Below are 12,340 nucleotides of genomic sequence, written 5' to 3'. Positions count from 1 at the left end.
CGTTCCCTGTAGACAGACAGTTTGGTACTTCGTATAATGCGCGCCTTCTTCAGCGGCGGCTGTAGCTCAGTTGGTAGAGTCCCGGATTGTGATTCCGGTTGTCGTGGGTTCGAGCCCCATCAGTCGCCCCAGAATTTAACCCCCGCACACCGCAAGGTCTGCGGGGGTTTTCACTTTTGGAGTTCTGCAACGTGACTAACTCGGTGTTTTCCGGTCTTCAGCCTGCGACCGTCTGGGCCCATTTTGCAACGCTGTGCGCGATGCCGCGCGCTTCGAAGGCGGAGGCTGGGCTGCGTGATTTCCTGCTGCAGTGGGCCTTGGCGCGCGGTTTGGCAGCGGCGGTAGATGCCGCGGGCAATCTGATTATCCGCAAGCCGGCGAGCGCTGGCGGCGAGGGGCGGTCGGGTGTCGTACTGCAGGCGCATCTCGACATGGTTTGTCAGAAGAATGCGGACAGCGGCCATGATTTCTCTCGTGATCCGATTGTTCCGGAGTTGAGCGATGGCTGGCTTGTGGCCGAAAATACGACGCTGGGAGGCGATAACGGGATTGGCGTAGCGTTGATTCTGGCGGCGCTTGAAGATGACAGTCTCGTTCATGGGCCGCTTGAAGCATTGCTGACCGTTGATGAAGAGGCCGGCATGGGCGGTGCGCGCGGTCTGGAGGCTGGTGTTCTGCAGGGACGGCTGATGCTCAATCTGGATACCGAGGAATGGGGCGAGTTTTATCTGGGCTGCGCTGGCGGGCTGGACGTCAATGTTGAACGCTGTGGCGTGGCAGAGCCCGTCCCGGGTGGATTCGAGGTTGTCCGGATCGCATTGCGTGGCCTGCGCGGCGGTCATTCCGGCGTCGATATCCACGAGGAACGGGGCAACGCGATCAAACTGCTGGTTCGCGTCTTGCGCGAGCTGGAGGCAGTGACACCGCTTCGGCTGGTCGATCTGGTTGGCGGCTCGGCGCGCAATGCCTTGCCGCGTGAGGCGGTGGCGACGGTGGCCGTGCCCGGCGGTCGGGGCGGGCGCCTGGCGGGATGGCTGGCCGGGATGGAAACCAGCTTGCGAGCGGAATTGCGTGGGATCGACGAGGGCTTGAACCTCACTGTTACGGTGGCCGAGGCAACGCAGGTCATGGCGATGGCTGAGCAGGAAATCTGGCTTGGATCGCTGCATGCAGCGCCGCATGGCGTGCGCCGGATGAGTCGGCAGGTGCCAGGTGTGGTCGAGACTTCGAACAATCTGGGCATGGTCGATGTGCACCCGAATGGGGGCTCGTGCAACTTTATGGTGCGTTCACTGATCGGTAGCGGCAGTCTGGCGCTGGCTGATGAAATTGTCAGTTTGTGGGCTTTGAGTGGAACGCAGGCCGAGAAAACCGGTTTTTATCCGGGCTGGGCGCCGAATCCTGCTTCTGAATTGCTCAAGTTGTGTCAGGCGGTTTATCGGCGCGATTTTGCGGCGGAATCCAAGGTTCAGGTCATTCACGCCGGGCTGGAGTGCGGCATCATCGGAGACACGTATCCGGGGATGGATATCGTATCCTTCGGCCCGACTATTCGTGGGGCGCATGCGCCGGGCGAGCGGGTTGAAATTGCCTCGGTCGAGCGGTGCTGGCGTTTGCTGCGGGGTATTTTGACGGAAATTCGCTAGTGCTCGCCTCGGGAGGCGGGCCAAAACCATTTCAATTTTGGCCCTTTTTTACGGTAGACCGTAGCAAGCCCGGTTGACCGTGGAAGTGGCCTAGCGGCGCCGAATTGCCTCGCGGCGGGCCAGGCCGAGCTTGGTCGAGCGTTCCATTTTTTGCACGAAGGCCGGGAAGTCGAGGCCGAACTTGGCGCGCAATTCCTTGGCGTAGTTGTGCAGCCAGCGCCAGCGCGGCTCGAAATGACGTTCCTTGAAGGCGTAGAGCACGTGGTTGCCGTCGTCCGGCACCGAAATCACGATGACCTGATCGTCGAAAACGTGCATGGCCTCGCCGATCAGGCCGGCATAGGTTTCCTTTTCGCCGGCCAGATTGATGACTAGCACGCCGTTGCCCGAGAGCTTGGCGTAGGCGTTGTCGAAAAATTCGCGGTTGGCCAGGCTGGGCGCGAACCCGGTCTTGTCGAAGGCATCGACGAGCAGGGCATCAATGCCTTTTTCGGTGCTGGCGAGGAATTCGGCGCCGTCGGCCTCCAAAACCTGCAGGCGGTCATCGTCGGGCGGCATGAGAAAGGTGTCGCGGAAGGCGATGACGTTGGGGTCAAGTTCGACGGCTGTCAGCTGTGTGCCGGGCATGCGCTGGTAGCAGAACTTGATCAGCGAGCCGCCGCCGAGGCCGATCAGTACGATGCGTTTCGGGCGCGGCTGGAAGAGCAGGAAGGCCATCATTTTTTGCGTGTAGCGGATGGCCAGGTCGTGCGGCGCCTTGAGCGACATTTCGCTCTGCATGAGGCGGACGTTAAAATAGAGAAAGCGCGATTTGCCATCGTCGATGACGAAAGGCTTGGGGTAGCTTTCGTCGAGCAACTGGGCGCGTAGTTCGCCTTCCCGCGCCCATGACGGTTCGTGCATGAGCACAGTGCCCGTTTCGACTTCGAACGGGCTGGGCATTTCGTACAGCTGGTTCAATCCGGTAAATCGGCGGCGTGGAGCAGGAAGACGAATTCGTCGCCGGCGGCGGTGTCGAGCCAGGTGAAGGGCAGCGTCGGGTATGCGGCTTCGAGGTCGTCGCGGTTGTGGCCGATTTCGACGATCAGGATGCCGTTTTCGCTCAGGTGCTTCTTCGCTTCGCGCAGGATGATGCGCGTGAAATCGAGGCCATCTTCGCCCGAGCCGAGCGCCAGTTCCGGCTCGTGCAGGTATTCCGGCGGCAGCGCGGCGACCGATTCGGCATTGACGTAGGGCGGGTTCGAGATGATCAGGTCGAACTTGCGGCCGGCCAGCTTGGTGAAGGCGTCGGACTGGATCAGTTCGACGCGGTCGGTCAGGTGGTAATCGGCGACATTGCGCTCGGCGACGGAAAGCGCATCTTCGGAGAGGTCGACGGCGGCGACCTCGGCATTCGGGAAGGCGAGGGCGCTCAGGATGGCCAGGCAGCCGGAACCGGTGCACAGGTCGAGGGCCGATTCGATGGCCCACGGATCGTCGATCCACGGCGTGAGTTGCTCGTCGAGCAGTTCGGCAATGAAGGAGCGCGGCACGATGACGCGGTCGTCAACATAGAAACGATGTTCGCCGAGCCAGGCTTCGTGGGTCAGATAGGCGGCCGGCAGGCGGTCCTGGCAGCGGCGCGTGTAGATGTCGAGAAGCTGTTCGCGCTCATGCGGCAGCAGGCGGGCGTCGAGGAAAGGCTCCAGCCGGTCGAGCGGCAGGTTGAGCGTGTGCAGGGTCAGATATACCGCTTCGTCCCAGGCGTTGTCGCTGCCGTGGCCGAAGAAGAGCTGGGCGCCGTTGAAACGGCTGACGGCATAACGGATGTAGTCGCGAACGGTGAACAGTTCGGTTTTGGCGGCAGTGGTCATTTTTAGCTGTTAGATGTTAGGGGCTAGAGCTATTAGCCCGAACCTAGGCAAGCAGGCAACGCTCGAGGATGCGGCGGTAAATGGCCGAGAGCTTGGGCAGGGAATCGACAGCAATGCACTCGTCGATCTTGTGGCTGGTCGCGTTGACCGGGCCGATTTCGAGCATCTGCTGGCAGATTTCGGCGATGAAGCGGCCGTCAGAGGTGCCGCCCGTGGTCGATAGCTCGGTTTCGATGCCGCAGGTTTCGCTGATTGCCGCGCTTGCTGCATCAGCCAGCCGGCCGCGACCGGTCAGGAAGGGGCGGGCGCCCAGCGTCCAGTGGATGTCGTAGTCCAGATCGTGCTTTTCGAGGATGGCGCGCAAGCGTTGCTGCAGGCCTTCCGGCGTACTGGCCGTGGAAAAGCGGAAATTGAACTTTATTTCCAGTTGACCGGGGATGACGTTGGTCGCACCGGTGCCGCCGTGGATGTTGGAGACCTGCCAGGTGGTTGGCGGGAAGTATTCGTTGCCTTCATCCCAGCGCGTCGCGGCCAGTTCGGCTAGGGCAGGGGCGGCTTCGTGGATAGGATTGCGACCCTTTTCCGGGTAGGCGATGTGGCACTGGATGCCCTTGACCGTCAGGGTTCCGGACAGCGAACCGCGCCGGCCATTCTTGATCATGTCGCCGAGGGTGTTCACCGAGGTCGGCTCGCCGATGATGCAGAAATCGAGGGTTTCGCCGCGTGCCTTGAGCGCTTCGACGACGATGACGGTACCGTCGACGGCATCGCCTTCCTCATCGGAGGTAAGCAGGAAGGCGAGCGAGCCGGGATGATTCGGGTGGGCAGCGATGAAGGCTTCGACGGCAGTTACCGAGGCGGCGACCGATGACTTCATGTCGGCCGTGCCACGCCCGTAGAGCATTCCGTTGCGGACTTCCGGGGCGAAGGGCGGCGAGGTCCATTTGTCGAGCGGGCCGGTCGGCACGACATCGGTGTGGCCGGCGAAGACAAATAGCGGAGCGGTCGTACCGCGACGCGCCCAGAGATTGGTGACGCCGTTGCGGTTGATGAATTCGATGCTGAAGCCGAGCGGCTTGAGGCGTTCGGTGATGATTTCCATGCAGCCGCCGTCTTCCGGCGTCACCGAGTGGCAGGAAATGATCTGCCGGGTCAGTTCAAACGTGGGGTCGGACATCAGTGTGGTTCTTCCTCACTGTCGGCGAGGCTGAGCGTGAATTCCTTGAAGGAGGTGCCGGCATCACTGGTGCTGTCGAATTCGAGCGCGACGTCGGTCTTGCGGTCGTCCTTGCCATTGGTGTTGCCGAACTCGGAATTGTTGATGAGCCACGAAAGGTTGGTCGGCGAATCGGCGTTGGCCAGCGCTTCGTCGATGGTGATCGTGCCGCTGCTGTAGAGCCTGAACAGATCCTGCTCGAAAGTCTGTGATCCCGGAGCCAGCGTCTGTTCCATGGCGTCCTTGATGCCTTGCACTTCGCCGCGCTCAATCAGTTCGCTGATGTGGCGGGTGTTGAGCATGATTTCGCAGGTCGGAATGCGCTTGCCGTCCGGCTTTTTGACCAGGCGCTGGGATGCGATGGCGCGCAGTGCGACGGACAGGTCAAGGAAGAGTGCCGGCCGGTTTTCCAGCGGGAAGAAGCTGATGATGCGGTTCAGTGCGTGGTAGCTGTTGTTGGCGTGCAGCGTGGCGAGGCAAAGGTGGCCGGTCTGGGCGTAGGCGATGGCCGCCTGCATGGTTTCCTTGTCGCGGATTTCGCCGATCAGGATGCAGTCCGGGGCCTGGCGCATGGCATTTTTGAGCGCCGATTGCCAGTCCATCGTGTCCATGCCGATTTCGCGCTGGTTGACGATGGATTTCTTGTGCTTGAAGAGAAATTCGATCGGGTCTTCAACGGTCAGGATGTGGCCGGAACGGTTGGCGTTGCGATGGTCGAGCATCGAGGCGATGGTCGTCGATTTGCCCGAGCCGGTGGCGCCGACGATCAGGATCAGGCCGCGCTTTTCCATGATCAGTTCGCCGAGAATATTCGGCAGGCCGAGACTGTCCATGGCCGGAATATTGCCCAGAATGAAGCGGATGACGATGCTGGTCGAGCCCCGCTGGCGGAAGATATTGACCCGGAAATTGCCGACATTCGGCACACCGAAGGAGAGATTCATCTCCCAGTTCGCCTCGAAGGTCTTGATCTGGTCCGGCGACATCAGTTCGTAGGCGATCTTCTCGATCATGTCCGGCAGCATGACCTGCTGGTTGACCGGGAGCGTGTTGCCCTGGATCTTGATATGAATAGGCGCGCCTGCGGATACAAAAATATCCGAGGCCTGCTTTTCGGCCATCAACTGGAACAGTTTGTCGAGAATCATGACAAGACCTTCGTGGAGTAGTGGGGCTTACGGGCGCAGCAGTTCGTTGATGCTGGTCTTCGAGCGGGTTTGCGCGTCGACCTTCTTGACGATGATGGCGGCATACAGACTATACGCGCCGTTGGCCTTCGGCAAGGTGCCGCTGATCACGACGGAACCCGGCGGCACGCGACCGTAGGTGACTTCGCCGGTTTCGCGGTCGTAGATCGGCGTGCTCTGGCCGATATAGACGCCCATGGAGAGCACGGAGTTCTCGCCGATGATGACGCCTTCGACGACTTCGGAGCGAGCGCCGATGAAGCAGTTGTCTTCGATGATGGTCGGGTTGGCCTGCAGCGGCTCAAGGACGCCGCCAATGCCGACGCCGCCGGAGAGGTGCACGTTCTTGCCGATCTGGGCGCAGGAGCCGACGGTAACCCAGGTGTCGACCATCGTTGCTTCGTCGACGTAGGCGCCGATGTTCACAAACGACGGCATGAGCACGGCATTCTTGGCGACGAAGGAACCCTTGCGGACGATGGTGCCCGGCACGACGCGGAAGCCGCCCTGACGGAACTGCTCTTCACTCCAGCCTTCGAACTTGGTATCGACCTTGTCGTAGAAGCGAACGTCGCCCGATTCCTGAACGCGGTTGTCGCGGACGCGGAAGGAGAGGAGCACGGCCTTCTTGGCCCACTGGTGGGTGACCCAGTCACCGTTGATTTTCTCGGCAACGCGCAGGGTGCCGGAGTCGAGCATGCCGACCACCTGATTGATGGCGGCAATGGTGTCGGGCGGTGATTGCGGGGACAGCTCGGTGCGGCGTTCCCAGAGTTCTTCGATGATGGCTTGCAGGGGATGGCTCATGGATTTTCTCTCTGTTTACAGTTGTTGTGCGAATTGGCGAATGCGCCGGGTCGCTTCCAGACACTCGTCGAGTGAGGCGACCAGCGCGATACGAATGAAATTGGCCCCTGGATTGACGCCGCGGACTTCGCGCGCCAGGAAGCTGCCGGGCAGGACCACGACATTATAGTGTTCGAGCAGGCCGCGGGCGAATTCGGTGTCGGCAATCGGTGTCTTCGCCCACAGGTAGAAGCTGGCGTCCGGCATGCCGGTGCCGAGCACTTCGGCAATCAGCGGCGTGCAGGCGGCGAATTTTTCGCGGTACTGGTTGCGGTTGTCGAGGACATGCGCCTCGTCGTTCCAGGCGGCGATGGAAGCCGTCTGCACCGGCGGCGACATGGCGCAGCCCTGGTAGGTGCGGAACAGCAGGTATTTCTTGAGGATGGCCGCATCGCCGGCAACGAAGCCGGAGCGCATGCCCGGCACGTTGGAGCGCTTGGACAGGCTGGAGAACATGACCAGCCGTTCGTTCGAGCGACCGAGCAGCTTGGCCGCCTGCAGGCCGCCGATGGGCGGGTTGGCTTCGTCGAAATAAATTTCGGAATAGCACTCGTCGGAGGCGATGACGAAACCGTACTTGTCGGAGAGGGCGAACAGGGTTTTCCAGTCGTCGAGCGACAGCACCTTGCCGGTCGGGTTGCCCGGCGAGCAGACGTAGAAGAGCTGGACGCGGGCCCATTCGTCTTCGCTCAGGCTGGCGTAGTCGAAGGCGAAATCGTTGTCGGGCAGGTTGTTCAGGAAACGCGGCTCGGCGCCGGACAGGTAGGCGGCACCTTCGTAGATTTGGTAGAACGGGTTCGGGCTGACGACGAGCGGCACGTGGCCACGGCTGGTATCAACGACGGTTTGTGCGAAGGAGAAAAGGGCTTCGCGCGAGCCGTTGACCGGCAGGATTTCGGTTTCCGGATTGAGCGCCAGATCGTAGCGGCGCTGGCACCAGGCGGCGATGGCCTGACGGAGCGCCGGGACACCCTGCGTCGTCGGATAGTTGGCCAGGCCCTTCAGGCCGTTGGCCAGTGCTTCCATGATGAAGGCCGGCGTGGCGTGCTGCGGCTCGCCGATGGAGAGCTTGATCTCCTTGTATTCCGGGTTGGGCGTGACGCCGGCGAACAGGGCGCGCAGCTTTTCGAAGGGGTAGGGCTGGAGTTGGGCGAGATGCGAATTCACGTCGGGCGTCGAATGGGTGTAAAAATGGCAATTATCCTCGAAAACGTTGGCGCTGCCTTGTGAACAAACGTGGAATTCCCTTGATGGTCGTGTTCGCCTCGCTGCTGGCCGCTTGCGCCATCGGCTACCAGGCCCGCGGCAGCCTCAGCGATGTGCCGGGCGAGCTGCGCGGCAAGGGCTTTCCCGGCAATTCGAGTGGTGGCGGACGGTTCATTCTGGCTGACAGCGACGGTCGCCTGCAGTGCGACGGGCAACTCTCACCGCCGGATATCTCGCCAAATCCTGGCACTTGCGAGGGCGAAGCCGGAAAAGGCATTGTCCGCTGCAACGACGGAAGGGAGGTGACGGTACGGTGGATGGCGATCACCTGCCGCTCGTTCGAGGGTGGCGGCGAGGACAAATTTGGAAATCGGCTGATTTTTCGGGTTGACCGTAAGAATTAGGCCTCCGCTCGCAACTTGGAATGCCTTCCCGGGTCTAATCAAACAGCTTAATGGTGAGTTCAGCGGCAGCGTTTTCTTGCTTCATTGAGCCGAGTGGACGTCAACGTGAATTGATTGAAGAAGGCGGGGTGCGGCTGGATTTTGTTCGAGGCCGCGGATTATGTGGCTGGCGAGAATTTCAGGTTATGGGGCTGTGGTCATGCAACTTTGCCTGGCTGCTTGCACGCTTGCCCCCGTCGCGGATCGGCCCCGGATAGTTGATGTACCGCTGGCCGGTGTCCAGTCGGACCTTGAATTCAGCATTACCAGCGGATCGCGAGCCGATATGTCCTGCGCGGAAAATTCGGCTTGCTCGGCCGAATCCGGGCGGGGTGGCGTCAGGTCTTTCGCCATGGAGGTTGAGCGGATTACCGGGGCCCTGCAAAAAGGGGCCTTGAAACAGTATCCCGATCCGGGGTGGTGCTCCGCGAGGTCGGTCGGTGGATGTTTCGACGTTTATATCGTCGAAGGCGATGAGCCGGGTAGTTCGTCCAGCGCCAATGGTCGGATCGCCCTGCATGCGGCGCTGGGCCGATGGCGGGCTTACGACGGCGTGTTGGCTTTCGTGATTGCCCGTGAAATGGGCCATGTTATCGCGCGTCACCACAAAGAAAACTCGTCGGTCAGCATTGCAACTTCCGTCCTCTTGAATATTTTTATGCCGGTCAGCGGGCTGTTCAAGAGCCTGATGTCGATAGGCGGGGCACGACTTGCCGCGACCAGCAATCGCGATGTGCAGGCGATGGAGGCTGATGCCATCGCCTTCAATCTGCTTGAAGCCTCCGGCTTTCGCCCGAAGGATGTGGCCAGGGGCCTGCTTATGGTGCCGGTGTCGCTCGACGAGAGTTCGTGGTCGAAGTCGTTCAGAAAATCGTCGAACAAATATGTTTTGGCAGTCCGTACTTCGGAATCGGCTGTCGCCTTGGCCAAGGCCAGGAAATCCGGTGATCGCCGAGAGCTGGCGGCGGAAAAATAATGCTCCTTGAAAACTGTCGATTTTCCGTGTTGACCGCAGTAGGTAGTTTGAACCGCTGATTGGTCGGTACGGTTGCCTGGTCAGGAAGCGGCAGTTCGAGCAGTAATCGGCACTTTACCTCCTACTGGCCGGCCTGATTCAATTTGTCGAGAGCGGCGGCCAGCGAGGGGATGATCGCCTCGACTTCCCTAGCGTAGTCGGCTGCCCCGCTCAGGATATCGCCGACGATGGGCGGCGGGAAGAGGGTTGCCGCGATGGCGACGGGATCGGCGTTGTTCAGCGCGTCAGCCAAGCCGTTGGCGGTCGTTTGTTCCGGATGGCGTTGCCAGTAAATCTGCCAATAGGCGGCTATCGTCTCGCAGAGCGTCGCGCCGGCGGCCCGGTCGGTGCCGGCGAGACGGGTGGCCTGCCCGGCGATGCGGCTGGTGATTTCCTGGTAAAACGCCATGGTGTAGGAGTCGGCGGGTTCCGGAATGGCCTGGAAGGCGTAGGCATAGAAAGTCGCCCGGAGGTAGTGCCGGGCGGACTGTGCATACTGCCGACCGGCGATGGCCAGGTCGCCGAGCAATCGGTAATTGTTGGCGAGCAGTTCGGAATCGCGTTCGGCCAACGGGGCATCCTCACCCCCGGCGGCGCAGCCGGCTTCGGTCAGCGAGCGCCGGGCATATTCTGCCGAATCGTCGAAGCTGCCTTGCTCAAGGAGATATTGGGCGACGTAGAAACCGAGCCAGGCCGCCACCCAGAGGTCGCCATCGAGATGGAAAATATCGTGGGCGGCGGCATAGCGCTTGAGGGCGCCCTCGTGGTCATGGCGGCCATAGGCGTAGGCCTCGGCCAACAGGAAGTCGGTGAAACCGCGCACCCGGCGGGCGTCTTCGTCGTGGATGGCGGAAATTTCGCCTTCCAGCCCGAGGCTTTGCCGCAGGCGGGTGAGCGAGCGTTCAACCTCGTTCCAGTTGCCGCGGGCGGCCTTTTCGTAGCCTTCCGGGTAGGCGTTCTGAAACGTGGCAAGTTGTTCGAGTCCCTGGCGCACCTTGGGATCGACGCTGCGCCGTTGCTGCCATTCGAGCAGGAGGCGCTCGCAGAAGGGGAAGCGCTGGTAATAACCCCACCACCAGAAGGCGTCGAAATAGACGCGCAGGAAGGCCTGCACGCTGCTCACTGCATTGCCCGCATGGGCCAGGTGATAGAGCCAGGCGTCCTTGGTCGCCTGCCAGTCGGTCTGTTCGTAGCGGTACCAGCCAAGGTAGGCGACCGGGTTGTCGTCGATGTCCTGCTGCAATTGCCGGGCGTAGTAATTGACGGCCTGGTGGTGCAGCGCCTGGGATTCGGTCAGCGGCAGCCTGGTCCGGGCATATTCGGCGATTACCCGGTGCATGGTGTATTCGCCGTCGCCGTAATGCTCGATCAGGCCGATGTCGCTCAGGTCATAAAGCACGGCAGCTTCGGTGCCGGCAACTTGCCGGGCGATGTCCTTGGAAAAGGTGTTGGGCTTGGGGCGGAAGATGGCCAGGTTGAGAATGGCCCGCCGCGCATCGTCGGAGCGCAGGGCGGCGAAGCTGACTTCGATGATTTCGGCCAGCGAATGCGAGCCGGCCTCCTCGTCGGGGTTGATTTCCAGCCGGTGGCCGGCCTCGGCCATGGTCTGGAAGGCGGCTGCGGTACGGTCGGGGTCGCCGTCCGACGATTCGCGGCGCAGGTATTTGCCGATCAGGACCAGGGCCAGCGGCAGGCCATAGACGGCGCTGACCAGATTGCGGGCCCCCTCGGGGTCGTAGGCGACAGCCTTCGGGGCGATTTCGGTGAGCAGCCCGAGGCCGGTCGCGGCGTCGAGTTCCGGCACCAGTTCGGGGTCGCCGAGCATGGCGGCGACGTCCTTGCAGCGCGTGGTGATGATGAAGACGCCGCGCGGGACGAGGTGCATGAATTCCCTGGCCGCCTTGTTCTGCCAGACGTCGTCGAGAATGACCAGAATCCGGCGATTGCCGATCGCTGCCTTGACCGTCGCTTTCCAGTCGTCGATGCTGGCCAGGCTGGCCTTGCGTTCGTCGGGAACCTGCAAGGCCGTGGCCCAGCGGCGCAGTTGTTCGCCGACCATGGGCTGGCGCCCGAGGTCGGCCCAGAGTACGCCGTCGAAGTGGTCGAGCAGGCGCTGGCGATCGGCCAGCAGAGCCTGGGCGACTGTCGTTTTGCCGACACCGGGCAGAAACAGCAGGCTCTGGCTTTTGCCGGCGATGGCCCGTTCCCAGACCTGGCGAACCAGTTCATCGCGGCCGACGATGGCGTGGTCGCGATCGACCTCCGGGGCCAGGAAGGGCGGTTCGCTATCCGGTGAAGGTGGCGGCGCCGCAACCGGCACGGCCCCCGGCTGGCGATCCAGATGAGCGGTGAAACAGGCGCTCAGGAGCTTGCGGAACAAGGCGGCGAATTCCGCCGGGTCGGCGTAGTCGTGGCGGCCGCCGGCGGCCGACCCGTCGGCATTCTGGAGGCGCTCGAGAAAGCTGCCGACGGCCCGGTATTGCTTGAGCTTGGCGTCGAAGTCGGGATCATCGAGCTCGACCCGGGGCTTTTCGCTGCGCCGGAATATCCAGACCTCCTTGCCGGCGGCCAGGGCGTTTTCGTATTCCGACACGGTGCCGGATTCGTAGCGGCTGCCGTCGCTACGCACGCAGTCGGCCGATACCGGGGTGCCGAGCCGGCTCCACAGGATGACGATGGTCAGGTCGCAGGCGCTGGCCGGTCCCTTGTAAAGGTTGACGCCGAGTTGCGGGGTGATGCCGGCCGGCATGGGCGACGGTGCATCGGGGTCGTCGTAGGCAATCGCTTCGCTGGTGATCTTGCCGCGATAGGCCGGGTCGCGCGGCAGGGATTCGATGATTTCGCGGGCTAGGCGCCGCTCGTCTCCGACGTCGCCGGGCGAGGAAATGAAAATTCTCAGATGGAGCGGTGCGCTCGTTGTCACGGGGC

General features: G+C 62.1%; 10 protein-coding genes and 1 tRNA gene. 4 read left to right on the top strand and 7 right to left on the bottom strand.

The window, feature by feature from the left end; translation table 11 throughout:
- Positions 1 to 55: 55 nt before the first annotated feature.
- Positions 56 to 131 (top strand) — tRNA-His (locus KI613_RS12300).
- Positions 132 to 191: 60 nt separating this feature from the next.
- Positions 192 to 1,646 (top strand): aminoacyl-histidine dipeptidase, encoded by a 1,455-nt coding sequence (locus tag KI613_RS12295; protein WP_226399851.1) that lies wholly within the window; start codon positions 192 to 194, stop codon positions 1,644 to 1,646.
- A 90-nt stretch (positions 1,647 to 1,736) separates the two neighbouring features.
- On the opposite strand, the gene KI613_RS12290 is transcribed toward KI613_RS12295, so the two are convergent.
- From KI613_RS12290 to dapC, 6 genes are read right to left on the bottom strand one after another with little or no spacing between them, the layout of a single operon-like run.
- The gene (locus KI613_RS12290; protein WP_226399850.1) at positions 1,737 to 2,588 is read right to left on the bottom strand and encodes a spermine/spermidine synthase domain-containing protein; all 852 of its coding nucleotides are present in this window, start codon (positions 2,586 to 2,588) and stop codon (positions 1,737 to 1,739) included.
- Between the two features lie 14 nt (positions 2,589 to 2,602).
- The gene (gene prmB, locus KI613_RS12285; protein ID WP_226399849.1) at positions 2,603 to 3,499 is read right to left on the bottom strand and encodes a 50S ribosomal protein L3 N(5)-glutamine methyltransferase; all 897 of its coding nucleotides are present in this window, start codon (positions 3,497 to 3,499) and stop codon (positions 2,603 to 2,605) included.
- A 43-nt stretch (positions 3,500 to 3,542) separates the two neighbouring features.
- On the bottom strand, positions 3,543 to 4,676 hold the full coding sequence (gene dapE, locus KI613_RS12280) for a succinyl-diaminopimelate desuccinylase (RefSeq protein ID WP_226399848.1): 1,134 nt from the start codon (positions 4,674 to 4,676) through the stop codon (positions 3,543 to 3,545).
- Complete coding sequence (locus KI613_RS12275) at positions 4,676 to 5,863, bottom strand: PilT/PilU family type 4a pilus ATPase (RefSeq protein ID WP_226399847.1); 1,188 nt, start codon at positions 5,861 to 5,863, stop codon at positions 4,676 to 4,678. The genes dapE and KI613_RS12275 overlap by 1 nt, the downstream gene beginning before the upstream one ends.
- A gap of 27 nt (positions 5,864 to 5,890) precedes the next feature.
- Positions 5,891 to 6,709: a 2,3,4,5-tetrahydropyridine-2,6-dicarboxylate N-succinyltransferase gene (gene dapD / locus KI613_RS12270; protein WP_226399846.1), complete on the bottom strand. Its 819-nt coding sequence runs from the start codon at positions 6,707 to 6,709 to the stop codon at positions 5,891 to 5,893.
- Positions 6,710 to 6,724: 15 nt separating this feature from the next.
- Positions 6,725 to 7,915 (bottom strand): succinyldiaminopimelate transaminase, encoded by a 1,191-nt coding sequence (gene dapC / locus KI613_RS12265; protein WP_226399845.1) that lies wholly within the window; start codon positions 7,913 to 7,915, stop codon positions 6,725 to 6,727.
- A gap of 59 nt (positions 7,916 to 7,974) precedes the next feature.
- Between dapC and KI613_RS12260 the strand changes: the two genes are divergently transcribed.
- Positions 7,975 to 8,358: a hypothetical protein gene (locus KI613_RS12260; protein ID WP_226399844.1), complete on the top strand. Its 384-nt coding sequence runs from the start codon at positions 7,975 to 7,977 to the stop codon at positions 8,356 to 8,358.
- Between the two features lie 325 nt (positions 8,359 to 8,683).
- Positions 8,684 to 9,373, top strand: coding sequence for a M48 family metalloprotease (locus tag KI613_RS12255; RefSeq protein ID WP_226399843.1), 690 nt, complete (start codon positions 8,684 to 8,686; stop codon positions 9,371 to 9,373).
- A gap of 121 nt (positions 9,374 to 9,494) precedes the next feature.
- On the opposite strand, the gene KI613_RS12250 is transcribed toward KI613_RS12255, so the two are convergent.
- On the bottom strand, positions 9,495 to 12,335 hold the full coding sequence (locus KI613_RS12250; protein ID WP_226399842.1) for an NB-ARC domain-containing protein: 2,841 nt from the start codon (positions 12,333 to 12,335) through the stop codon (positions 9,495 to 9,497).
- Positions 12,336 to 12,340: the final 5 nt, after the last annotated feature.

The sequence above is a fragment of the Ferribacterium limneticum genome, from assembly GCF_020510585.1.
GTDB lineage: Bacteria > Pseudomonadota > Gammaproteobacteria > Burkholderiales > Rhodocyclaceae > Azonexus.
The sequence above is the reverse complement of the archived record's forward strand: the minus strand, read 5'-3'. Positions and strand labels throughout refer to the sequence as shown.